This is a genomic window from Streptomyces litmocidini, assembly GCF_014649755.1.
Classification (GTDB): Bacteria; Actinomycetota; Actinomycetes; order Streptomycetales; family Streptomycetaceae; genus Streptomyces; species Streptomyces litmocidini.
In genome coordinates, this window is sequence record NZ_BMTQ01000010.1 from 47,144 (window position 1) to 69,584 (window position 22,441).

The 22,441-nt window shown below is 72.1% G+C and carries 19 protein-coding genes; 9 read left to right on the top strand and 10 right to left on the bottom strand.

Annotated features, from left to right (window positions below; genetic code table 11):
- Positions 1-43: 43 nt before the first annotated feature.
- The 7 genes from IE180_RS21505 to IE180_RS21535 form a co-directional block, all read right to left on the bottom strand.
- Positions 44-997, bottom strand: coding sequence for an ABC transporter substrate-binding protein (locus IE180_RS21505; protein WP_190158553.1), 954 nt, complete (start codon positions 995-997; stop codon positions 44-46).
- A gap of 85 nt (positions 998-1,082) precedes the next feature.
- Positions 1,083-1,946, bottom strand: coding sequence for a MurR/RpiR family transcriptional regulator (locus IE180_RS21510; RefSeq protein ID WP_190158554.1), 864 nt, complete (start codon positions 1,944-1,946; stop codon positions 1,083-1,085).
- Between the two features lie 107 nt (positions 1,947-2,053).
- Entirely contained in the window at positions 2,054-3,346 is a 1,293-nt protein-coding gene (locus IE180_RS21515) for a cyanophycinase (RefSeq protein ID WP_190158555.1), read from the bottom strand.
- A 132-nt stretch (positions 3,347-3,478) separates the two neighbouring features.
- A complete protein-coding gene (locus IE180_RS21520) occupies positions 3,479-4,696 on the bottom strand; it encodes a M20 family metallopeptidase (protein ID WP_190158556.1) in 1,218 nt (405 codons plus the stop codon).
- The gene (locus tag IE180_RS21525) at positions 4,693-5,457 is read right to left on the bottom strand and encodes an amino acid ABC transporter ATP-binding protein (protein ID WP_308434431.1); all 765 of its coding nucleotides are present in this window, start codon (positions 5,455-5,457) and stop codon (positions 4,693-4,695) included. Before IE180_RS21525 ends, IE180_RS21520 begins: the two co-directional genes overlap by 4 nt.
- Positions 5,454-6,416 (bottom strand): amino acid ABC transporter permease, encoded by a 963-nt coding sequence (locus tag IE180_RS21530; protein WP_190158557.1) that lies wholly within the window; start codon positions 6,414-6,416, stop codon positions 5,454-5,456. Before IE180_RS21530 ends, IE180_RS21525 begins: the two co-directional genes overlap by 4 nt.
- Before the next feature lie 2 nt (positions 6,417-6,418).
- Positions 6,419-7,363 carry an ABC transporter substrate-binding protein gene (locus IE180_RS21535; protein WP_190158558.1) on the bottom strand — a complete coding sequence of 315 codons (945 nt, stop codon included), beginning with the start codon at positions 7,361-7,363 and terminating at the stop codon, positions 6,419-6,421.
- A 310-nt stretch (positions 7,364-7,673) separates the two neighbouring features.
- Here IE180_RS21535 and IE180_RS21540 point away from each other — a divergent pair, with 310 nt between their 5' ends.
- A complete protein-coding gene (locus IE180_RS21540) occupies positions 7,674-9,101 on the top strand; it encodes a pre-peptidase C-terminal domain-containing protein (RefSeq protein WP_229860728.1) in 1,428 nt (475 codons plus the stop codon).
- Positions 9,102-9,198: 97 nt separating this feature from the next.
- On the opposite strand, the gene IE180_RS21545 is transcribed toward IE180_RS21540, so the two are convergent.
- The gene (locus tag IE180_RS21545) at positions 9,199-10,596 is read right to left on the bottom strand and encodes an aspartate ammonia-lyase (RefSeq protein ID WP_190158559.1); all 1,398 of its coding nucleotides are present in this window, start codon (positions 10,594-10,596) and stop codon (positions 9,199-9,201) included.
- A gap of 680 nt (positions 10,597-11,276) precedes the next feature.
- Between IE180_RS21545 and IE180_RS21550 the strand changes: the two genes are divergently transcribed.
- The 4 genes from IE180_RS21550 (at position 11,277) to IE180_RS21565 (ending at position 16,032) form a co-directional block, all read left to right on the top strand.
- The gene (locus tag IE180_RS21550; protein WP_190158560.1) at positions 11,277-11,771 is read left to right on the top strand and encodes a DUF6643 family protein; all 495 of its coding nucleotides are present in this window, start codon (positions 11,277-11,279) and stop codon (positions 11,769-11,771) included.
- A gap of 54 nt (positions 11,772-11,825) precedes the next feature.
- Positions 11,826-12,650 (top strand): MOSC domain-containing protein, encoded by an 825-nt coding sequence (locus IE180_RS21555; RefSeq protein ID WP_190158561.1) that lies wholly within the window; start codon positions 11,826-11,828, stop codon positions 12,648-12,650.
- Positions 12,651-12,764: 114 nt separating this feature from the next.
- Positions 12,765-13,373: an Rv1733c family protein gene (locus IE180_RS21560; protein WP_190158562.1), complete on the top strand. Its 609-nt coding sequence runs from the start codon at positions 12,765-12,767 to the stop codon at positions 13,371-13,373.
- Between the two features lie 262 nt (positions 13,374-13,635).
- Positions 13,636-16,032, top strand: coding sequence for a right-handed parallel beta-helix repeat-containing protein (locus IE180_RS21565; protein WP_190158563.1), 2,397 nt, complete (start codon positions 13,636-13,638; stop codon positions 16,030-16,032).
- On the opposite strand, the gene IE180_RS21570 is transcribed toward IE180_RS21565, so the two are convergent.
- Positions 16,002-18,395, bottom strand: coding sequence for a hypothetical protein (locus tag IE180_RS21570; RefSeq protein WP_190158564.1), 2,394 nt, complete (start codon positions 18,393-18,395; stop codon positions 16,002-16,004). The genes IE180_RS21565 and IE180_RS21570 overlap by 31 nt on opposite strands.
- 134 nt (positions 18,396-18,529) lie before the next feature.
- Between IE180_RS21570 and IE180_RS21575 the strand changes: the two genes are divergently transcribed.
- The 3 genes from IE180_RS21575 to IE180_RS21585 all read left to right on the top strand — a co-directional run bounded on the left by IE180_RS21575 (position 18,530) and on the right by IE180_RS21585 (position 20,723).
- The gene (locus IE180_RS21575) at positions 18,530-19,357 is read left to right on the top strand and encodes a DeoR/GlpR family DNA-binding transcription regulator (RefSeq protein ID WP_190158565.1); all 828 of its coding nucleotides are present in this window, start codon (positions 18,530-18,532) and stop codon (positions 19,355-19,357) included.
- Positions 19,354-19,794: an SRPBCC family protein gene (locus IE180_RS21580; RefSeq protein ID WP_190158566.1), complete on the top strand. Its 441-nt coding sequence runs from the start codon at positions 19,354-19,356 to the stop codon at positions 19,792-19,794. The genes IE180_RS21575 and IE180_RS21580 overlap by 4 nt, the downstream gene beginning before the upstream one ends.
- Positions 19,795-20,222: 428 nt before the next feature.
- Positions 20,223-20,723 (top strand): SRPBCC family protein, encoded by a 501-nt coding sequence (locus IE180_RS21585; protein WP_190158567.1) that lies wholly within the window; start codon positions 20,223-20,225, stop codon positions 20,721-20,723.
- Here IE180_RS21585 and cds1 read toward each other — a convergent pair.
- Positions 20,683-21,807: an L-cysteine desulfhydrase Cds1 gene (gene cds1, locus IE180_RS21590; protein ID WP_190158568.1), complete on the bottom strand. Its 1,125-nt coding sequence runs from the start codon at positions 21,805-21,807 to the stop codon at positions 20,683-20,685. The two genes, IE180_RS21585 and cds1, sit on opposite strands and share 41 nt — an antisense overlap.
- A gap of 188 nt (positions 21,808-21,995) precedes the next feature.
- On the opposite strand from cds1, the gene IE180_RS21595 reads away from it, so the two are divergent.
- Positions 21,996-22,313 carry a hypothetical protein gene (locus IE180_RS21595; protein WP_190158569.1) on the top strand — a complete coding sequence of 106 codons (318 nt, stop codon included), beginning with the start codon at positions 21,996-21,998 and terminating at the stop codon, positions 22,311-22,313.
- The last annotated feature ends 128 nt before the right edge of the window (positions 22,314-22,441 follow it).

Below are 22,441 nucleotides of genomic sequence, written 5' to 3' on the forward strand. Positions count from 1 at the left end.
CCGCGCGCGAGGGGGGACGCGCGGAGGGGTTCCCCGGCAAGGGTCAGTCGAGGGCCCCGTTGACGGTCGCCTCCGCGATCCCGATCCCGGGGACCTGGTACTTCATGAGGATCCTGCGGTACGAGCCGTCGTCCATGAGGGACTGCAGGGCCGCCCGGACGGCCTCCTTGAGGCCCGGGTGGTCCTTGGACACCCCGATCCCCATCGGGGAGGCGCTGTACTCCCCCACCGCCTGACGTCCTGTCACCGTGGAGAACGACGTGCCGCCGTCAGCGGTGGAGGCGACGTACGCGGCCGTGACCTCGTCGAGGTAGTCGGCGATGACCTTGCCGCTGCGCAGGGCGAGTTGTGCCTCCGAGTCCTTCGAGAAGGCCAGGATCTCGATGGGCGGCAGGCCCTTCGCCTTGCAGAGCTCCTGACGCTGCTGCAGGAGCTTCTGGTGGTTCGTTCCGGTCTGGACCCCGACGGGCTTGCCGCAGACGTCCGTCACCACGGCGATCTTCTCGGGGTTGCCCTTCTTGACGAGCCAGCCGGGGCCGGCGTTGAGGTAGTCGACGAAGTCCACGGACTTCTGCCTGGCCTTCTTGTCCGTCATGGCCGACATGACGGCGTCGAACTTCCCGGCCTGCACGGCGGGGAGGATGCCGTCGAACTTCTGCGCCTTGAACTCGAACTCGACGCCGAGGCGGGCCCCGATGGCCTGGCCCAGGTCGTAGTCGATTCCGGTGATCCGGGTGCTGCCCTCCTTCGTGTACATCTCGAAGGGGGGATAGGGGACGTCGGTGGCGACGCGGACGGTGCCCGCGGCCCGGACGGTTTCGGGGAGCTTGGCGTGGAGCCGGGGATCCGGCTCGATGGTGAGGCCGGGCAGGACGGTGACGGGGCCGGCCGTCCGGGGCTCGGCCGGGGACGAGGCTCCGGACTCCGTGCCGCATCCGGACGCGAACAGCGCCAGGGCGGCGAGGGAGACGGCTGCGGTTCTGTGGCGGGCGGGCATGGGACGGCTCTCCTTCTGGGGATGGGGGACGGTGCGGGTACAGGGGCGCGAGTGGGTGAGCGGCACCGGCGTCGCCGGGTGCGGTTCAGACCAGGTCGATGCGGCGCGCGGTCTCCTCGCCGTGCTTCATACGCCGATGCGCCCGGTCGGCGAGGCAGGAGACGACACCCGCGACGAGGGTCTCCACGACGGCGAGCGTGGGAACGAGGCTGTCGTACGGAGAGGGAGCGTCTCCTCGGCTGGACAGCACGACAGCGGCATGGGGGGTGGCGGGGGAGAGCCAGGTGTCGGTGAAGACGATGACTTTCCCTCCGTTCTCCTGGGTGAGCCGTGCGATGGTGAGCTTGTCGTTCTCGTATCGCCGGTAGTCGAAGATCACCACTACGTCGCGTCTGTTGATCGCCGCGAGGGTGGCGGTGCGTTCGACGTCCCTGTCGGAGAGGAGGTGGACGTCGTCGCGCAGTTGCATGAGGTGCAGCCCCAGGTAGCGGGCGATGAGATGGGTGAACCTGCCGCCGGCGAGAACGATGCGGCGTTTGCGGTCGGCGAGCAGGGTGACCGCGGTCTGCAGGTCGTGGGGTGGGATCTCGCCGAGGGTCTGGGCGAGGGCGTCGCCGAACAGTGCGGTGCTGCGCTTCAGCAGACCGTCGGCCGAGCTCGTGCGGGAGGTCGGCTCCGCGGCCTCGTACAGGACGAGGGGCGAGGCGTTGCGGGCGCCGAGCTCGCGACGCAGCGCGGCCTGGAAGTCGGGGAACCCCTTGTATCCGAGGCGGCCCACGAATCGGAGGACGGTGGGGGCGCTGACGGCTGCGCGGTCGGCGACGGTGGCGACGGTCTCCAGTCCGGCAGAAGGGTAGGCGGCCAGGAGGACGTGGGCGACTTTGCGTTCTGCGGGAGTGAGGGTGCCGAGTCCGTGGCGGATGTCGTCGGCCGGCGAGGTGGTCGTCATGGTGGCTGGTCCGCTCGTCGAGGTGTCCGTGCCGTCGCGGGCGGTCCGGTTCGGGCGGTGGGCGGGACCGGCTCGTGGAGTGCCGGCCGGTCCCGCTCGCGCGGTGGCTACTGCGGCGCGATGTCGACGCGCAGACCGATCAGGGTCTGGGCGGTGGTGCCGTCGCCGGTGAGCGCGGTGAATCCACGAGGCTTGGTGAGGGTGACGGTGAACCGCGGTCCGGTCTCGAAGGTGGTGGCCGTCGCGGTGTTCTGCGCGCGGGTGGCGGCGAGCGCGCGGGCGGTGGTGCGGAAGGAATAGGGGGTGCCGTCGGGATGGGCGGCCGAGTGGAAGACGTCGTCGTTGACGGGGACCGGCGTCGTGCTGCCGGGTGTCAGGGGCCGCTTGCCGGGGGCGGGCCGGGGCGTCCAGGTACGGGCGTCGTACTGGTCGCCACCGGTGAGGTAGGTGTAGCGGGCGCGGCGGAGGGACCAGCCGTTCGCGGAGTCCTGTGCGCGGGCGTCGCGCAGGTCGAGGACGGCGACGCCGTTCGGGCCCAGGACGGTCATGTGCTCGCGGCTGGTGCCGGGCCGGTCGACGACCAGGGCGGTGTTCTCCTCGAGGGCGTAGACGCGGTCGTGGCCGGTGTCGGAGGCGAGGCGCAGCGCCCGGCCCTCGCGCCCGTAGGCACCGGTGTGGGTGTCGACGAGTCCGGAGCGGAGGAAGCCGAACCCGCCTTGGGGGATGTATCCGAGCCGGGTGGGGTCGTCGAAGTAGCCGGGTGCGCTGCCGTCCCGGAGGGCCTCGTAGGATTCGCCGCCGCTGACCATGTCGGGGCCGGAGACGATCTGGGCACCCGCGGAGGATCCGGACACCACGGCCCCGTGGGCGAGCTTGGCGCGGATGGCGGCCAGGACCTTGGAGTCCTCGTGTCCGTCTCCGCGCAGGAGGGTGGTGACGTAGCGGTACTGGTCGCCTCCGCCGAAGAAGAAGCCGGTCATGGACTCGACCTGCGCGACGACGGCGTCCGAGTCGGCGTCGGCCACGTGGTCGACGTCGAGGGGGATCCACTGGGCGTCCGCGGCGCCGTGGCGCTCGAAGAGGTCGGCGTAGTAGGCCCCGTTGCAGGCGGAGTTGTTGCAGAGGTCGGGATCACCGGCGTGGGGATCCTGGCTCTCGGGCACGGAGGCCGCGGTGATGACGCCGATGCGGGCGTTCGGCCCGCCCGCCCGCTTGATGATCTCCCCGTAGACCTCGGTGTTGTTCTCCTTCAGGCCACCGCCGACGAGGACGAGCGACCCGCCGGGGAGCCGGTGGCCGGAGGAGATCGCCTGCGCGGCCGGGGCGGCGCCGGTCAGAAGGGCGAGGGCGATGCTGCCGGCGAGAAGATTGCGGCGTGTGGTGCCGAGCTGCGCGCGCATGGTGCCTCCATACTTCTTCGGGTGAATGTGCGGGGCCGCCGGATCCTTTCGGTCCGGCGGCCCCGGCCTGTTCAGGCGGCAGTGACGGGAGCTCTGCCGCGGAACCACGGGGACGATCTGTGAGGAGCGGGGCTAGCTGCTGCTGTTCCTCGCATGGCCGAGTGCGGCGACGAGGGCGGCCAGGACGGCGATGCGGTGGGGAACGCTGGTGACGTCGAGCCATTCCTTCGGGGTGTGGTCGGCGCCTCCGATGGGCCCCAGGCCGTCCAGAGTGGGCACTCCCGTGCCGGCGATCAGATTCGCGTCGCCGACGCCGCCGGTGGCGGCGGCGCCCAGTTCGATTCCGACGGCACCGGCTGCGCCCCGAGCCGCCTCGAGCATGCGACGGGAGGCGGGGGTGTCCTCCATGGGCGGGCACAGGTCGAGCTGCTCGACGGTGACGGTGGTACCGGGCACGACGGGGTGGTCGGCGGCGTCCTGGATGGCCTGCCTGACGCGTCGGACGTCGGCGCTGGTCGCCGCCCGGACTTCGACGCGCAGTTCGGCCTCGGGGCAGACGATGTTGGCGCGGGTCCCGGCGCGCACGACGCCCACGTTGACGGTGACGTCGTCCCAGTGGCCGTTGAGTGCCTGAAGCTGAACGATCAGGTGCGCGGCGGCCAGTGCGGCGTTGGCGCCGCGCTCCGGTTCGATCCCGGCATGGGCGGCCCGGCCGGTGACGGTCAGGCGGAAGTCGGCCACGCCCTTGCGGGCGATGACCAGGTCACCGTTCTCGCGGGCGCATTCGAGGCCGATCCCGTAGTGCATGCCGCGGGCGGTGCGCTCGATGACACCCCGGCTGGCGGGGGAGCCGATCTCCTCGTCCGGGGTGGCGAGGAACACCAGCTCGTCGTAGGCGTCGGCGCCGTACTCGTCGAGTATCTCCAGGGCGGTGAGGCCCGCGAGCAGGCCTCCCTTGTCGTCGCTGACCCCCGGGCCGACGGCGATGGCCCCGTGGAGGGCGAAGGGACGCTCGGCCGCCGTTCCGTCCTCGAAGACGGTGTCCATGTGCCCCGCGAGCAGGACCTTGCGACCACCGTCGGCTTCGGTGAGGCCGCCCTTCTTGCGCGCGACGAGGGCATCGCCCGACCGGTGGCCGTCGTGCGGGGGGAACGGAATGCGCTCGACGGAGAAGCCGAGGCGGGTCAGCCGGTTCTGGAGCCAGTCGGCGACTTGGTTGACGCCGTCGGGCGAATAGGAACCGGAGTCGATGGAGACGAGGGTCTCGAGGTCGTCGAGGTACCGGGAGTGTCGGGCCTGGGCCAGGTCGAGCAGTTCTTCGGCCAGCTGCCGGCGGGTGGGGGCGCTCACAGGACCTTGGACAGGAAGGCGCGGGTGCGCTCCTGCTCCGGGTCGACGAGCACCTGGCGGGGATCGCCGGCTTCGACGACGACTCCTTCGTCCATGAAGACGGCGGTGTCGCCGACCTCGCGGGCGAAGCCGATCTCGTGGGTGACGACGACCATGGTCATGCCGTCGGCCGCGAGCTGTCGCATGACGTCCAGGACGTCCCCGACGAGCTCGGGGTCGAGAGCGGAGGTCGGCTCGTCGAAGAGCATCAGCTTCGGCTTCATGGCCAGCGCCCGGGCGATCGCCACGCGCTGCTGCTGCCCTCCGGAGAGCTGGGCGGGGTAGTGATGGGCGCGGTCGCCGAGCCCGACCCGTGCCAACAGCTCCTGCGCCTGCTCACGGGCGTCGCTCTTGGAGACCGACCCCACCTTCACGGGGGCTTCCGTGACGTTCTCGAGGGCCGTCATGTGCGGGAACAGGTTGAACCGCTGGAAGACCATGCCGATGTCCCGGCGGCGTTCGGCGACCTCGCGCTCGCGCAGCTCGTGGAGCTTGTCGCCCTGCTGGCGGTAGCCGACGAGTTCTCCGTCGACGGCGAGCCGGCCGCCGTCGACCTTCTCCAGGTGGTTGATGCAGCGCAGGAAGGTGGACTTGCCCGAGCCGGAGGGGCCGAGAAGGCAACAGACCTGGCCGCGTTCCACGGTGAGGTCGATGCCCTTGAGCACTTCGAGCCTCCCGAAGTGCTTGCGGACGCCTTCGGCGCGCACCATGGGGGTGCTCATCGGTTCTGCTCCTTGCTGTTCTTGCCGAGCCGCTCCACGGTTCCCCCGAGCAGGCGCCGGAACGGGGAGACGTGTCCGGCGCGGGTGGTGCCGCGTCCGTAGCGCCGTTCCAGCCATGCCTGGGGCACGCTGAGGAGGGTGACGAGGGCCAGGTACCAGATGCTGGCGACGACCAGCATGGGGATGACCTGGTAGTTCTGGGCGTACACGTCCTGGATGTTGGACATCAGGTCGTGGGCGGAGATGACCGAGACCAGGGCGGTCATCTTGAGCATGTTGATGGTCTCGTTGCCCATCGGCGGGATGATCACGCGCATGGCCTGGGGCAGCACGATCCGGCGCATGGTGAGCGCGGGCCGCATGCCCAGCGAGTGGGCGGCCTCCGCCTGACCGGGGTCGACGGACTGGATGCCGGCGCGGACGATCTCCGAGGCGTAGGCGGCCTCGTTCAGTCCGAGGGCGAGCAGGGCCGCGATCGCCGGGGTCAGCAGGGCGTTGGTCTCGGCCTGGAAGAACGTGATGTCGGTGAAGGGGACGCCGATCTTCACGTACTTGTAGAGCGCCGCGGCGTATCCCCAGAAGATGATCTGCACGAGCAGGGGGGTGCCGCGGAAGACCCAGACGAAGGCGTTGGCCAGGCCGTACAGGACGGGGCTGGAGGAGAGCCGCATGACGGCGATCAGGGTTCCCAGCGCCAGACCGAGGAGCATGGCGGCGGCGGTCAGCCAGAGCGTCGTGGTCAGACCGTCGAAGATGAGGTCGGCGAAGAGGTAGTCGCCGACGACGTCCCAGTGCAGGTTGTCGTTCTTGGCGAGGGATCCGACGAGGCCCACGAGCGCCAGCAGTGAGGCCGCCGCCGCGATCCAGCGGCCGTAGTTGCGGACGGGGACGATCTCCAGGTCACGGATGCTCGTCGCGCCGGTGGTCGTGCGGTCGGCGGGGGACTTGGTGTCGATCATGCTCAGTCCACCGACGCGTTCTTGGTGGCTTCCTTCACGAGGATGGAGCCGACGCCGTACTTGTTGTAGATCTTGAGAAGGGTGCCGTCGTCCATCAGGGACTGCAGGGCCTTCTGGATCGCGTCCGTCAGCTCGGGCTGCTGCTTGCTGATCGCGATGCCGTTGGGCGTGGCGTCGTAGCCGCCGGACGCGGCCGGGTCCTCGACCAGATCGAAGGCCTTGCCCGCGTCGGCGGTCTTGGCCACCCAGCCGGCGGCGGGCTTGGTCAGCACCTGGGCGACGACCTTGCCGGAGCGCAGGGCGAGCTGCGCGTCGGAGTCCTTGGGGAAGGTCTGGATGTCGATCTTCCCCTTGCCCGCCTTTCCGCAGGCGTCCTGATGCTTCTTCAGCAGGTCGAGCTGATGGGTCGCGGCCTGGACCGCGACCTTCTTCCCGCACAGGTCGTCGAGCGTCGTGATCTTGCCGGGGTTGCCGTCGACGACGAGAACGCCGGAGCCGGACTGGGAGTAGTCGACGAAGTCGACGACCTTCTGCCGGTCCTTGTTGTCCGTGATGGCCGACATCGCCGCGTCGAACTTGCCGGCCTGGATGGCCGGCACGATGCCGTCGAACTTCTGCGGGGCGAAGGCGAACACGACGCCGAGCTTCGCGCCCAGCGCCTGGCCCAGGTCGTAGTCCAGGCCGGTCAGTTCGGTCTCCCCCTCCTTCACGTACATCTCGAAGGGCGGGTACGGGACGTCGGTCGCGACGCGCACCTTCCCGGCCTCCTTGATCTTGGCCGGCAGCAGGTCGTGGAGGGCCTGGTCCTTCTTGATCACCACGCCGACGACGGTGGCCTCGTCGGCCCCGGCGGCGGGGGCGTCGGGGTCTCCACAGGCGGAAAGCGTCGCAAGAGCCGTGGCAGCCAGAGCAGCGGTCGCTGCATGGCGCGCGAGACGAGCGTTCATCGCGGTCGAACCTCTCAGGGGGAACTCTGCCGACGATGGAATCAGGCCGTCGGCCACACCCAGGAAGTTACATATCCGCGCAGCAGTTGACTAGATGTACTTCACATTACGTTCCCGTAACGCGCCACAGGAGCGTCAGGTAAGGGATGGTTTGCACCCTTTCGATGCGGCACTTTCTCGCGTCGTCGACGAGAAAACCTCAGATACCTGCCGTACATCTTCCCGTTTCAAGACTTGGCTTGTAAGTTCCGCTACCACCCCACCGGTCGCCACGACCGAGGGGCGTCAACCCCTCGTCCAGGAGTCATCGATGACGTCTCGTCACTCACGCAAGGCCGCATCCGCGGCGTTCGCCCTGCTCGCCCTGACCCTCACCTTCACGGCCCAGCAGCCGGCGCACGCGGCTGCGAACCGCATCCGGCTCGGAAGCGCCTCCGACGTCAGCCGCCCGTCCTGGAACGGACCGGCCTTCACCATGAACGGCGCGGGCGCGATCGTGCCCGCGTCGATGACACGCGCCATCGACGACATCCGTGGAGGGACCGGGAGCATCGACGTCGTCGTCCTCGCCGGCTCGGCACCGACGTCCGGAAGCAAGACGCCCGAGTGCGACGCCGTGATGGGCTTGACCGGTGTCAACTCCTGTACGACCTGGACCCTCACGGCCGCCAGCGACGGCAACAACAGCCAGGTGAACACCGACGTCCGCAACGCCGAGTTCGTCTACTTCGCCGGCGGCGACCAGTGCCGCTACGCCGCCTGGAAGGGGACCGCGCTGGAGGTCTCCGTCGAATCCGTGGTCGCGAAGGGCGGCGGCTCAGGAGGCGGCAGCGCCGGCCACCACATCAACAGCCCGATCGTCTACGACGCCTGTAACGGCAGCGTCACCAGCGCCGAGGCGCTGGCCAACCCCTACGACCGGTACATCAGCTTCACCACCGGCATGTTCGACTGGCCGAATTACGGTGGGGTCATCAACGACTCCCACTTCGTCACCCGCGACCGCATGGGCCGCACCATGTCCTTCCTCGCCCGCGCGGTGAAGGACGGCCTCGCACCCGGGGGCGCCGCCTGGGGCGTCGGCGTCGAGGAAGGCGGCGGCTCGCTGTTCGTCGACCGCAACGGAATGGCCACGCAGTACGGCAAGGACGCCTACGTCGTCCTCGCCGACCACCAGCCCGAACAGGCCGTCGACCGCAAGCCGCTCACCTACTCCGGCTACAAGATCTGGCGCCTGACGCCCGGCTCGACCTTCGACTTCAAGAACCGTCCCACCTGTGGCTACTACCTCCGCAGCGTCACCAACGGCGTCGCCGACGCCAACCTCTACAACGGGACGCCGGTCACCGACTGCTCCGCCCAGAGCGGCAGCGCCGTCGCCGAGAGCGAGCCGAACGACACCCGGGACACCGCCGACGACGCCACCGCGCTGCCCTCCACCGGTTCCGTCACCGGCAGCATGAAGTCCACCACCGACCGCGACTACTTCAAGGTCAGCCTCGACGGCGGACAGACCGCCTCCGTCAACTGCTCCGTGCCCGCCGCCTACGACGCCGACCTCTACTGGCTGGACTCCACGGGGAGCACGCTCGAGCGCTCCGTGAACAACGGCGCCGGCGTCGGCGAAGCCCTCGGCTTCACCCGGACCACCACCGGCGCGGGTACGTACTACATCGAGGTCGAGGCGTACAGCGGATCGGGGACCTCGGGGTACACCTGCACCATGACCAAGGGCTGAGCGCCACCGCACCGGTGCTCCCGCAGGACGATCCCTCCCAAGGCGTGGGCTGGGGCCGCGGACCGCACTCCGCGGCCCCAGCCGGCTGTTGCCGCCCTCAGCGTTCCGGGTGGGCGAGGCGCCACGGGTCGAGGAGCCCGTCGAGCTCTCCCGGCAGGAACGCCCCGCTGCTCGCCGCGAGTTCGCGGACCGGTCGACCCGTCACGATGCAGTCCCCGGCCAGCTGCGTCGCCTTCTGGTAGCCGATGACCGGGTTGAGCGCCGTGGCGAGACCGGCGGACCCCTCGACCAGGTCTCGAAGGCGCTGTTCGTTCGCCACGATGCCCCGCACGCAGCGCTCGGCGAGGATGCGGCAGGCGGCCTCCAGGCGGTTGAGCGAGTTGAGCAGGTGGTGAGCGATCAGCGGCTCGAAGGCGTTCAGCTGCAACTGACCCGCCTGAGCGGCGGCAGAAACCGCGGCGTCAGCGCCGATCACGTCGAAGCAGACCTGGTTCACGGCCTCCGGCACCACCGGGTTGACCTTCCCCGGCATGATGCTCGACCCCGCCTGCATCGGGGGAAGCCGTATCTCTCCCAGGCCTGCGCGGGGTCCTGAGGCGAGAAGGCGCAGGTCGTTGCAGATCTTCGACAGGCGCAGGGCGAACTGCCTGAGAGCGCCGGAAAGCTGCAGGAAGCCGCCCATGCCCTGCGTGCTCTCCACCGCGTCACGTGCCGCACGCACCTGGATCGACGCCACGACGGCAAGGTGATCGACGACCGCCCGGGTGAAACCCGGATCGGTGTTGAGGCCGGTTCCGATCGCGGTACCACCCAGGTTGACCTCGCACAGGGCTTGCGATGCCCGCTTCACGAGCAGGGCGTCGTCCTGAACGGTGAGGGCGAAGGCGTCGAACTCCTGGCCGAGCGTCATCGGAACCGCGTCCTGGAGCTGCGTCCGGCCCAGCTTCACGGTCTTGGCGAAGGCTCCGCCGCGCTCGACGAACGCGTTCGCGAGGATCGTCATCCCGTCCATCAGACGGCCCGCAGACGTGACGAGAGCGAGCTTGACCGCTGTCGGGTAGACGTCGTTCGTGCTCTGCGCCCGGTTGACGTCGTCGTTCGGGTGCAGCTGCTCGTAGTCGCCCTTGGCGTGTCCGAGCAGTTCGAGAGCGCGGTTGGCGATCACCTCGTTGGCGTTCATGTTGGCCGAGGTGCCGGCACCTCCCTGGAGGACGTCCACCACGAAATGCTCGTGAAGCCTCCCTGCGCGGATCTCCCGGCAGGCGGCCACCACGGCATCGACCCGGCTCCTCGGCAGCGTGCCCAGGTCGCCGTGCGCCAGGGCGGCCGCCTCCTTCACGCAGGCGAGGGCGTCGACGAGCTCAGGATGGGCGGACATCGGGATGCCGGAGAGCGGGAAGTTCTCGAGCGCACGCAAGGTGTGGATCCCGTAGTAGGAGTCGGCCGGTACACGTCTGTCACCGATCAGGTCATGCTCCGTGCGATGCGAAACCACGCGCGCCCCTCAGGTCAGTGCTCGATCCGGTACGCCGCGAGGTGCGGCACACTGAGGAGTATCATGCATTACATGACGCCTCCACAACCCTGCTGTCGAATCATCCGTTACGCTTTCCGGCGTCACCGTGGTCCACCGCCACGGGACATCGCGAGGGGAGCGGACCGAGGGGCGGGCCGCGCGGCCAGGGCGCCGCCCCGACGGCCACCGGGGCCCGCGAAACCCCCTCTCGGCCCTGCGGTTCGCGTGACTCCGGTTCGCCGTAAGGCGCTCATCGGATTCGGCGTCGGCCGAGCCGCCCCCTCCGTACGCCAGGGCTATCCGTGCGCCCTTTTTCAGAACCGGTCGGCACCATCCCCCGCGCCGGTAGCCGGATCGTCACGGAGCGCGCTATCGGCGGGATGCCGATCAAGTTGCGGTTACGGTCGGTAATAGCTCGACAATCCTGAGTTCGGGGCGTTCAAGATCGAAGTCATCCGCCCTGGCCAGCGGGGCGAGGCCGTCCTTCCGGGCCGCCCGCCGCCCCTCGCCGACCGTGCGTCCATTGGGCGAAAATCTCTCCCCGTTAACGCAGCCTTTAACAACGTTTCGGCAGGTCAGGCCGACAAAACCAGCGTAAAACGGATAACCCCAAGATGGGGGCTCCCCAACCAGCACATCGTGGGCTTAACTTATGTGCCATGACCTCCCCCCGCTCCACCTATGGAGGCGGTTACCACACCGCGCCGTCCTTCCCGGACACCCCGATCTACGACTCCCTGGTCGCGGAGCGGGGCACGCCTCAGATCGCCCCGATCCGAGTGCCCGCCGCCTACGACACCGGCAGCAGCTTCTCCGGAAGCGGTTCCCATCTGCCGGCGCTCCCCTCGGCACTGCCCGCCCTCCCGGCGGCGCCCGTCCCGCAGTCCGCCCCGGCCTACGGCGGCGGCTACGGCTACCCGCAGCCCTCGCCCCAGATGGCCCCCGTCCCGCTGCAGCACGCCCCCGCCCCGTACATCCCGCAGCAGGCGGCGGCCCCGCGCGGCTACCCGGGCGGCCCGTACCCGCAGCAGCCCCGTCCGGCCGCCGCCGGGTACGAGGCGATGCGTCCGGCGGCCCCCCGGCCCGCGCCGGTACCGGCCCCCGCGCCGTACGACGACCCGTACAACCGGCCCTACCAGGGCGGGGGTTACTGACCGGCCGCGCGCAACGCCCGACGTGGGGGCCGGGGCGGCTGGCAGGATGGGGACATGCCCACTCCTGTGCTCCGCTCCGTCCACGTCCATCCCGTGAAAGCCATGCGCGCGCTGTCCCGCACGGAGGCCGAGGTGCAGCCCTGGGGGCTGGCCCGGGACCGCCGCTGGGCCGTCCTCGACTCCGCGAACAAGGTCGTGACCCAACGCCGTCACCCCCGGATGGCGTTGGCCACGGCGGAGCCGCTGCCGGACGGCGGGGTCTCCCTGTCCGCTCCCGGCCGGCCGACGCTGACGGTCGAGGTGCCGCACCCCTCGACCACCGTCACGATGGAGATCTTCGACAAGTTCGTGGAGGCGGTCCCGGCCGACCCCGCCGCGGCCGCCTGGCTCTCGGCGTACCTGGAGAGCGACGTGCGCCTCGTGCACATGGACGCGCCCGAGCACCGGCGTCCGGTCGACCCGGACTACGCGCTGCCCGGCGAGACCGTGAGCTTCGCGGACGGCTATCCGCTGCTCGTCACCACCACCGCCTCGCTCGACGCCCTCAACTCCCTGATAGCCCAGGGCGACCACGCCGACGAGGGCCCCCTGCCGATGAACCGGTTCCGGCCGAACCTGGTGATCGAGGGCACCGCCCCCTGGGCGGAGGACGGCTGGAAGCGGATCGCCGTCGGAGAGGTCACCTTCCGCGTCGCCCGGCCCTGCGGGCGCTGCGTCGTCACCACGACGGACCAGTTCACGGCCGAGCGGGGCAAGGAGCCGCTGCGGACGCTCGCCCGGCACCGCACGCACGACGGCCGGGTCCTCTTCGGCCAGAACCTCGTCCCCGAGCACACCGGCACCGTCCGGGTGGGCGACTCCGTGAAGATCCTGGACTGAGGCCCGGCACGCGCACCCCGCTCCACCGGCCCGACGGGCGGGGAACCCGCCCCGGGGGCACACTCGTTGGAGGAAGGTGAACAACGAGGCGTCGTACAACCAGGGGGTCCAGACGTGCGTGCAGCCACCGGACTCTGGCGCTGGCGGCACAATCCCCTGCGCCGGACCACCGATCTCGTCGAGGCGTGGATCGCCCTCGTGGCGGTCCTCCTGCTCTGTACCGCGGTGCCGCTGACCGGCTGGGCGGCCGGCACCTCCGCGTACGGCTCGCTGTCGCGCGCGGCACGCGCGCAGCAGGCGCAGCGGCTGCCGACGACGGCCCGGGTGGTACGGCTCGCCCACGGCCCCGCGAGCGGCTCCCGGTCCGTCGAGGCCACCGGGGAGGAGCGGCTGCGGCGCTCGGTGGTGGCCCGCTGGACCGCGCCGGACGGTTCGGTGCGCACGGGGACGGTGGTGACGGCCCGGCGGCACTCCGCGCCCGGCGCCGCCTTCCGGCTCTGGACCGACCGGGACGGACGCCCGGCGGCGCCGCCGATGCAGCCGGGCACGGCGCGCGCGCACGCGGCCCTCGCCGGCCTGACGGCCGCTCTTCTCGTCGGTTCGCTGGTGGAGCTCGTCCGCCGTCTCGCCGTCCGCAGACTGGTGCTGCGGCGGTACGCGCGCCTCGACCGCGCGTGGGCGGCCGCGGGCCCGGACTGGGGCCGTACGGGCACGGGCAGCTGACACCGGCGGGCGGCCCGTTCGCCGACCGGTCCGCCCGCCCCGGCCGGCACGGCCCTCCCCCACGCGCCGCGTTCGAGTTCGACCGCTCCGCGACCGAGCCCGACCGCTCCGGACCGGCCCGGACCGGCGGTGACGCGTGTCCGGCAGCGGCCGGCCTCCCGTGCGCACGCGGGTCGGCGACCCGTCAACCCGGCGGCGCCGCGCGCGCTACGGTGGGGCATCGGATCAGCGGCGAGGCATGAGGCGGGGGCAGGACACACCCATGGCACAGGGCACGGTCCAGGTGACGCACACCGGCACATCGCGGTGGCGGCGCCGCACGGGTGAGTACCCCTCCCTCGCCGCCGCCCTGGAGGCCGCGGGCGACGGGGACGTCCTCACCGTCGCACCCGGCACCTACCGGGAGAACCTCGTGGTCCGGCGGGCCGTCACCCTGCGCGGCCCCGAAGGCGGGATCGGCTCCGTGCGGATCGCGCCCCCGGACGGGGTGCCGCTGACCCTGCGCGCCTCCGTCACCGTGCAGGACCTGCACATCGAGGGGCAGGACGTGGCCGCGCCCGCGCTGCTCGTCGAGGACGGCACGCCCGAACTGCTCGACCTGCGGATCATGACCCGCTCGGCCGCCGGGATCGAGGTGCGGGGCGCCGCCCGGCCGACGGTCCGCCGCTGCACGGTCGACAATCCGGCCGGGATCGGCATCGCCGTGCTCGACGGCGCCGGCGGGGTGTTCGAGGAGTGCGAGGTGGTCTCCGCCGGGCAGGCCGGGGTCTCGGTGCGCGGCGGGGCGCATCCGCGCCTGGAGCGCTGCCGGGTGCACCACGCCTCCGGCGCGGGGATCGCCGTGACCGGCGAGGGCAGCGGCCTGGAGGGCGTCGGCTGCGAGGTGTACGAGATCAAGGGCGCCGGTCTGCAGATCGCGGCCCGCGCCACCGCTCACCTCACCGACTCCTCGGTGCACCGCACCTCGGCGGACGGCATCACGCTGGACACGGACGCGGTGCTCACGCTCTCGGACTGCGACATCCACGACGTGCCGGAGAACGCGGTCGACCTGCGCTCGCGCTCGGTCCTGACGCTGACCCGCTCGACCGTCCGCCGCTTCGGGCGCAACGGCCTGTCGGTGTGGGACCCGGGGACGCGGGTGGACGCCAACCAGTGCGAGATCCACGACAGCACGGGCGACTACCCGGCCGTGTGGGTCAGCGACGGGGCGACCGCCGTCCTCGACGCCTGCCGGGTGCACGACGTGCCGGACGCGCTGTTCGTCCTCGACCGGGGCTCGCGCGTGGACGTCGTCGACAGCGATCTGTCGCAGGTGCGGAACACGGCGGTGTCGGTGAGCGACGGCGCCACCGCCCAGCTCGACGACTGCCGGATCCGGGAGGCGTCCACGGGCGCCTGGTTCCGGGACCACGGCAGCGGCGGCACCCTCGGCGGCTGCACCATCGACTCCGTGCAGACCGGGGTCATCGTCACCAAGGGCGCCGACCCCACGATCGACCGGTGCGTGGTCACCTCGCCCGCCGAAGCCGGTTTCTACGTCTCGGCGGAGGGCCGCGGCTCCTTCCACGGCTGCCGGGTGACGGGCAGCGGCGGATACGGCTTCCACGTCACGGACGGCTGCCGGACGATCCTGCGCAAGTGCCGCACGGAGCGCTGTGCGCGCGGCGGTTACGAGTTCCCCGAGGAGGGCGCGAGCGCGGAGGACTGCACCAGCGACGAGAGCGCGGTCCGCTCCTCCGTGCCCGACGGCGGCACGGTCCTGACGGCCACGCAGCCGGCGGGGCTGCTCGGCACGGTGCCCGCGCCGCGCACGCCGGTGGCCGCGCCGGAGCCCGCTCCGGAGGCCCGATCCTCGCACGACGTGCTCGGCGAACTGGACGCCCTGGTGGGCCTGGAGAGCGTCAAGCTGGAGGTGCGGACCCTCACCAACATGATCGAGGTGGGGCGCAGGCGTCAGGAGGCGGGCCTCAAAGCGGCCTCGGTCCGCCGCCACCTGGTCTTCACCGGCAATCCGGGCACGGGCAAGACGACGGTGGCCCGGCTGTACGGCGAGATCCTCGCCTCGCTCGGGGTCCTGGAGCGCGGGCACCTGGTGGAGGTCTCCCGGGTGGACCTGGTCGGCGAGCACATCGGCTCGACGGCGATCCGCACGCAGGAGGCCTTCGACCGGGCACGCGGCGGCGTCCTCTTCGTCGACGAGGCGTACGCGCTGTCGCCGGAGGACTCGGGGCGGGACTTCGGCCGTGAGGCGATCGACACGCTGGTGAAGCTGATGGAGGACCACCGGGACGCGGTGGTGGTCATCGTCGCCGGGTACACGGCGGAGATGGAGCGCTTCCTCACCGTCAACCCCGGTGTGGCCTCCCGTTTCTCCCGGACCATCACCTTCGGCGACTACGCGCCGGAGGAGCTGCTGCGGATCGTCGGCCAGCAGGCGGACGAGCACGAGTACCGGCTGGCGCCGGGCACGGACGAGGCGCTGCTCGCGTACTTCGAGAAGCTTCCCAAGGGCCCGGCGTTCGGCAACGGCCGCACGGCGCGGGGGACCTTCGAGTCGATGGTGGAGCGACACGCGGGCCGGGTCGCCGCGCTCGCCGAGGCGAGCACGGACGACCTGACCCTGCTCTATCCCGAGGACATCCCCGACATCCCCTGATCCAGCGGCGATTCGGTCCGCTGGAGCGGGAAGGCCGGCGGGAGCCGGTCGAGGAGTCCGGAGCGGCACCGGGCGAACGCCGGGTCGGCCTGGTAGTCGGAGTGGCCGAGGATCGGTTCGGGCAGCGGGTGCCGGCGGGTGCGGCCGTACGCCACGGGGTCGAGCAGCACCGCCGCGTCCACGGCCGGACGGCCGTCCTCGGCGGGGACCCGGACGGGGCCGCCGATGGGGTCGGTGGCCCGGTACAGATTGCTCCAGCAGTGCACCGTGCGGTTCAGGGCGCGCAGCGCCTCGGGGCCGAAGTAGGCGGGGAACCAGCGGCCGTAGAGCCGCTCCAGCGGCGAGCCGTAGGTGAGCAGGGCGACCCGGCGCCGGGTGGCGGGCTGCAGCTGCCAGACGGCGGCCGCGGCGAGGACGCTGCCCTGGGAGTGCCCGGAGATGACGAGCCGGCCGCCGGTGCTCCGGGTCCAGGAGCTCATCCGCCAGGTGAGGTCGGGGACCGCCCGCTCGGCGTAGCAGGGCGGGGCGAAGGGGTGGGCGGCGCGGGGCCAGAAGGTGCCGACGTCCCAGAGGATGCCGATGGTGCGGCGGGCGGAGGCGTCCTTGTAGGCGCGGCGGCCCCAGGTGACGAAGAGCAGGAAGCCGAAGCCGATCATCCAGGAGCCGAGGGCCTGGGTGACGGAGGCGAGGGAGGCGATCGCCGGGTGGGCCCCGTCGAAGGCCCGGCCCGGCACGTTGCCGCTGGTCCAGGCTCCGACGACGGAGACGGCCCCGAGGAGCAGGGTCGCGCCGGAGACGACGCCGACGAGGACGGGCGCGGAGTCGGTGAGCGAGGCGCGGGCCCGGCCGGCCGCGATCTGTCCCGTACGCACCGGGTCGCGTTCGGCGGCGGCGGCGTAGTCGGCCTCGACGGCGGAGCGCAGGCGCCTGGCGTCCAGGAGGGTCCGTACGGCGAGGAGGGCGGCGGGGGCGAGGAGGAGCAGGAGCAGGACGGGGATCACCGAGGCCTGCCAGCTGAGGAGGACCGGCGGACCGATCCTGGGGCCGCGGTCGCCCATGCCGGGGGTGGCCGGGCCGTCGAGCCAGTCGGCGACCCGCTGCGCCACGCCCCCGGACATGACCCCGGCGAGCGCGCAGGCCAGCATGGCGACCGCCGGCCCGCCGAGTCCGCGCAATGCGGTGCGGGGGTCCCGGTGGGACCGCTGGAGGAGCAGGGCGACGACGCCGAGGGCGACGACCAGACCGCCCTGGACGAGGGTGAGGGCGCCGAAGACGGCGTCGCCGGGGAGGGTGCCGGAGGAGGTCCAGCCGGGGCGGGACCAGCCGGCGTGCACGGCGGTGAGCACGAGGACGACGAGGGCGGCGGCGGGCAGCCAGGAGACGAGGGCCCGTTCGACCCGCAGGTCGAGCCGGCTCTCGCTGCGGCCCCGTCGGCAGACGACCCAGACCACGACGACCGCGAGGACGACGACGGCCGCCTGGAGGACCCGGCCGAGGACCGGACGCGGGCCGGGCGAACCGGCGTCGTGGCGGACGGTGGCCGTGACGAGGGCGGCGGCGACGGTGAGGAACCCGGCGGCGGTGTGGGCGGCCCGGAGACGGGCGACGAGCCGGCGGCCGTACCAGAAACCGGGGCGGCCGAGCGCGGGACGGAGCTCGACGGGGCCGACGGGCTCGGCGGCGTCCGCCGCCTCCGTGTCGGTCCCGGGCTCCGCGACGGGGGCGTCGTACCCGGTGGGCGGGCGCTGCGCCTCGTACGCGCTCCAGGTCCGGTTGGAGAGGTACCAGAGCAGGCCGACGAGCACGGTCGGCACGAGCGCGGCGAGGGCGAGGCGGCGGCCCGGCAGCGACCACCAGCCGCCGCGCCCGGCGGAGAGGAAACCGAGCCAGGAGTACGCGTCGGTGCAGGCGGTGGTGGCCGCGCACTGCCAGGCCGTCAGGTCGAGCGCCACCTCGCAGGCGGCGGCCGTGAGCAGGACGGTGAGGGTGAGGGCGACGAGCCGGACGACGACCCCGTAGAGCCGCACCAGCGTCGGCCTGCCCTCGGCGGGCGGCCGCATCCAGTGCGCCAGGTTGGCCACCATGAAGGGCAGGAGCAGCAGCCACAGGGCGCGGGCGCCGTCGCCGGAGGTCATGTTGGACCAGCAGTACGCCTCCGGGACGGGACGCGCCGCGTACCGCTCGGGGTGCTCCTCGGCGTCGAGGTCCTCGCCGCGCCGGTACACGGCGGCGGTCCGGTCGCCGGTGACCCGTACGGTCCTGGGGTCGTCGAGCATCGACTCGGGGGTGGCTCCGCCGACTCCGTGGACGAGGAGTTCGAGCGCCGCGCCCCCGCTCTCCGGGGTGGTTGTGGCAAGGGACACTGAGGCGACTCCCTCTCGGAGTGGGAAGATGCGACGTCGGCAACAGGATCGCGGAAGGCCGTGCGTCCGCGCACGGCCTCTCACCGAATCCGACACTCATCCCCTTGTCTCCTGCGGAAGGACCGGCCCCGGCGGTGACTGACAACCAGAACCTCCTCGCGGAGCAGCGGCGTGCCCTGATCCTCGACGAGGTACGGCGGCGTGGCGGTGTGCGGGTCAACGAACTGACCCGTCGCCTGAACGTCTCGGACATGACGATCCGCCGCGACCTGGACGCGCTGGCCCGGCAGGGCATGGTCGCCAAGGTGCACGGCGGGGCCGTTCCGGTGGTCGAGGCGAGCACCCACGAGCCGGGCTTCGAGGCCAAGTCGGTGCTCGAACCGAGCGCCAAGGACGAGATCGCCCGCACGGCGGCGGCCCTGGTCGCGCCGGGCACGGCGATCGCCCTGTCCGGCGGGACGACGACCTACGCGCTGGCCCGGCACCTGCTCGACGTGCCGGACCTGACGGTGGTCACCAACTCGGTGCGGGTCGCCGACGTGTTCCACGAGGCGCAGCAGGCCGGCGGCGGGGGCGAAGCCCGGCGCGGGGCGGCGACGGTCGTCCTGACCGGCGGGGTCCGCACGCCGTCCGACGCGCTGGTGGGACCGGTGGCGGACCGGGCGGTCCGCTCGCTCCACTTCGACCTGCTCTTCCTCGGTGTGCACGGCGTGTCGGTGGAGGCCGGGCTCTCCACGCCGAACCTGGCGGAGGCCGAGACCAACCGGTGCCTGATGCGCTCGGCGCGACGGGTCGTGGTGGTCGCCGACCACACCAAATGGGGGACGGTGGGCCTCAGTTCCTTCGCGGCCCTCGACGAGGTCGACACCTGGGTGACGGACAGCGGTCTGCCCGCGGGAGTACGGGCCGAGGTGACGGAGTACGTCCCGGGTCTCCTGGTGCCGGGCGAGGAACAGGAGTGAGCCTCTTCCGGGTCGAGCGCACGGTGCCGTCGGCGCCGGAGGAGGTGTGGCGCCGGCTGACGGACTGGCCGGCGCACGGCCGCCGGGTGCCGCTGACCCGGACGAGGGTGCTGACGCCGGGGCCGTACGGGGCGGGCACCCGGTTCGTCGCCCGCACGGGCATCGGCCGGCTGTCCTTCGACGACCCGATGGAGGTCGTCCGCTGGGAGCCCCCCACGGCCGGCCGTCCCGGCGTCTGCCGCCTGGAGAAGTCCGGGCGGGTGGTGCGGGGCTGGGCGGTCGTCGAGGTGACGGCCACGGCGGAGGGCGGCTGCCGGGTGCTGTGGACGGAGGAGCTGTCGGTACGGGGCGTGCCGGGGGTCTTCGACCCGGTGCTGCGCCTGGCGGGGCGGGTGGTGTTCGGACGGGCGGTGGACGGGTTGCTGCGGGGGGCGTGACCCTGCGCCCGCCCCGTTGCGGACCGCACCCGCCGGGGCGGTGCCCCGCCCGTTGTGGGCGGTCGTTCCGCTGGGGCGAGGGGGGGTCCCCCTGCTCGAGCGGAGCCGAGAGCTCGGGGGAGGGTGGGCACAACGGAACGGCGCCCCTTGCCGGCACACGGGTGCGGGTCCGGGCCCGGAACGCGGAGGCGCCGCTCAGGGCGCCGTCCCGTGTGCCCACCCGTCCCGCCCTGCGGGACGATTGCCCACACGGGCGGGGGCGGGGACGCCGCCCAGCAGGGCGCGGGCCCCGCACGGGCGAGGGGCGGGCGCCCCGCCGGAGGCGGGTCCACGCGGGTGGGGCAGGGGCACCGCACCGTACCCCCTGTGCTGTTGACAGTGCGTCAGCTATGGTGCTGCATCCACCCACGCCCACCCCGGGAGGGTCCATGGCACGCCGACTGCGCCCCGTGGAGCTCGACTTCACCGCGTCCGCGCCCGTCCGCCTGGTCTTCGCCGCGACCCTCGCCGCACCGCCGTCGACCGTCTACCGGTCGGTGGCCGTGGAGGTGGGGAGCCTGCCGTCGTGGTTCACGGCCGTCGCCTCCGCCGTCCCGACCGGCGACGGCGCGGGCCGGACCATACGGCTGCGCGGCGGGATCGCCTTCGACGAGACGATCCTGGCCTCCGAGCCCGACCTCCGCTACGCCTACCGGGTGGACGCGACGAACGCGCCCGGCGTGACGGCCATGGCGGAGGAGTGGGCCCTCTCCCCCACCGGGACCGGGACCCGGCTGCGCTGGACCATGGCCGCCGACGGCGCCGCCGCGTTCCGGCTCGCCCTGCGCCTCGCGGCGCCGGGCGTGGGCTTGTCCTTCCGGGACGCGGCGCGCCGCCTGGACCGGCGGCTCACTCCGGCCAGGCCCCCGTCGCCAGGAACCGCTCGATAGCGGCGGAGTAGGGGGCGATATCCAGGCCCTGCGTGGCCAGCCAGTCGTCGGAGTAGTACTTGTCGAGGTACCGCTCGCCCGGGTCGCAGATGAGGGTGACGACGCTGCCGGTGCGGTCGTGGGCGACCATCTCGGCGATGATCTTGAAGGCGCTCCACAGTCCGGTGCCGGTGGAGCCGCCCGCCTTGCGGCCGATCGCGGTCTCCAGGGCGCGGACGGCGGCGACGCTCGCCGCGTCGGGGACCTTCATCATGCGGTCGACGGCGCCGGGCACGAAGCTGGGCTCCATGCGGGGGCGGCCGATGCCCTCGATGCGCGAGCCGCAGTCGGCGGTGGCGTTCGGGTCCTGGTGGGTCCAGCCGTCGAAGAAGCAGGAGTTCTCGGGGTCGGCGACACAGATCCGGGTGTCGTGCTGCATGTAGTGGACGTAGCGGGCGATGGTGGCCGAGGTGCCGCCGGTGCCGGCGGTGGCGACGATCCAGGCGGGCTCCGGGTACCGCTCCAGGCGCAGCTGCTGGTACATCGACTCGGCGATGTTGTTGTTGCCGCGCCAGTCGGTGGCCCGCTCCGCGTAGGTGAACTGGTCCATGTAGTGGCCGCCGGTGCGCTCGGCGAGGGCGGCGGCCTCCTCGTACATGGTGCGCGAGTCGTCGACGAAGTGGCACCGCCCGCCGTGGAACTCGATGAGCCGGCACTTCTCGGGGCTGGTCGTGCGGGGCATGACGGCGATGAAGGGGACGCCGATGAGCTTCGCGAAGTACGCCTCGGAGACGGCGGTCGAGCCGCTGGAGGCCTCGATGACGGGCTTGCCGGGGCGGATCCAGCCGTTGCAGAGGCCGTAGAGGAAGAGGGAGCGGGCGAGGCGGTGCTTGAGGCTGCCGGTGGGGTGGGTCGACTCGTCCTTGAGGTAGAGGTCGATGCCCCACTTCTCGGGGAGGGGGAAGCGCAGCAGGTGGGTGTCGGCGGAACGGTTGGCGTCGGCCTGGACCTTGCGCACGGCCTCCTTCAGCCAGGACCGGTACGCCGGGTCGCTGCGGTCGACGTCGACCGTGACCGCGGCCGCACTCTCGTGGGTGGTGCTCATCCGTCCCTCTATTCGTGTGTCGCCTCAGGGGTCTCCCCCTTCTCGACAATACCGCTCTCACCTGGGCAAACGTTCCCTTTGACGTTCCATAGGCCTCCCTTGTGGACGGTCTTCGGGAGGGCTACTGGTGCGTACGGCGACGGCCCGGCACACTGGGTGGGGCAACCGGGTGAAAGGAACGGATCGGCATGGCGGAGCCCGAGTTCAGCGCCAGGGGCGTACGGATCGCGCGCTGGCCGCGCTCGCTGACGCGAGCGGGCGAGGTGCGGATCGAGGACGGCCGCCTGGCGCTCCTGACGAGTTACGGCAGCGAGATCGACAGCGCGCCGGTCTCGGCGGTGCGGGCGGGGCGGCCGTGGTTCGCGAAGGCGGACGAGACGGTGGCGACCGTGAACGGCACGCGGTACCGGCTGACGCTCCAGGACGACGACCGTGCGCGGGCCGGCGGGTCCCAGGTGTCGGGGCGCTTCCTCGCGGCGCTGAAGAGGGCGGCCGGACGGCCCTGAGCTGCGAGGGTTCGCGGCGAGTTGCGGGGCGGTCACGGCTGGTCCAGGCTGGAATCCACCTCACCGAGGGTTCAGCGGTGGTGACGCTGCGATCAGGTCGCCACCCCTTCTGTACCGCAGAGACAGAT

What these genes read in the sequence shown, in the direction of transcription:
- IE180_RS21505 (WP_190158553.1), bottom strand. Translation starts at nt 997, where the DNA reads ATGCCCGCCCGCCACAGAACCGCAGCCGTCTCCCTCGCCGCCCTGGCG.
- IE180_RS21510 (WP_190158554.1), bottom strand. Translation starts at nt 1,946, where the DNA reads ATGACGACCACCTCGCCGGCCGACGACATCCGCCACGGACTCGGCACC.
- IE180_RS21515 (WP_190158555.1), bottom strand. Translation starts at nt 3,346, where the DNA reads ATGCGCGCGCAGCTCGGCACCACACGCCGCAATCTTCTCGCCGGCAGC.
- IE180_RS21525 (WP_308434431.1), bottom strand. Translation starts at nt 5,457, where the DNA reads ATGAGCACCCCCATGGTGCGCGCCGAAGGCGTCCGCAAGCACTTCGGG.
- IE180_RS21530 (WP_190158557.1), bottom strand. Translation starts at nt 6,416, where the DNA reads ATGATCGACACCAAGTCCCCCGCCGACCGCACGACCACCGGCGCGACG.
- IE180_RS21535 (WP_190158558.1), bottom strand. Translation starts at nt 7,363, where the DNA reads ATGAACGCTCGTCTCGCGCGCCATGCAGCGACCGCTGCTCTGGCTGCC.
- IE180_RS21540 (WP_229860728.1), top strand. Translation starts at nt 7,674, where the DNA reads ATGACGTCTCGTCACTCACGCAAGGCCGCATCCGCGGCGTTCGCCCTG.
- IE180_RS21550 (WP_190158560.1), top strand. Translation starts at nt 11,277, where the DNA reads ATGACCTCCCCCCGCTCCACCTATGGAGGCGGTTACCACACCGCGCCG.
- IE180_RS21555 (WP_190158561.1), top strand. Translation starts at nt 11,826, where the DNA reads ATGCCCACTCCTGTGCTCCGCTCCGTCCACGTCCATCCCGTGAAAGCC.
- IE180_RS21565 (WP_190158563.1), top strand. Translation starts at nt 13,636, where the DNA reads ATGGCACAGGGCACGGTCCAGGTGACGCACACCGGCACATCGCGGTGG.
- IE180_RS21585 (WP_190158567.1), top strand. Translation starts at nt 20,223, where the DNA reads ATGGCACGCCGACTGCGCCCCGTGGAGCTCGACTTCACCGCGTCCGCG.
- cds1 (WP_190158568.1), bottom strand. Translation starts at nt 21,807, where the DNA reads ATGAGCACCACCCACGAGAGTGCGGCCGCGGTCACGGTCGACGTCGAC.
- IE180_RS21595 (WP_190158569.1), top strand. Translation starts at nt 21,996, where the DNA reads ATGGCGGAGCCCGAGTTCAGCGCCAGGGGCGTACGGATCGCGCGCTGG.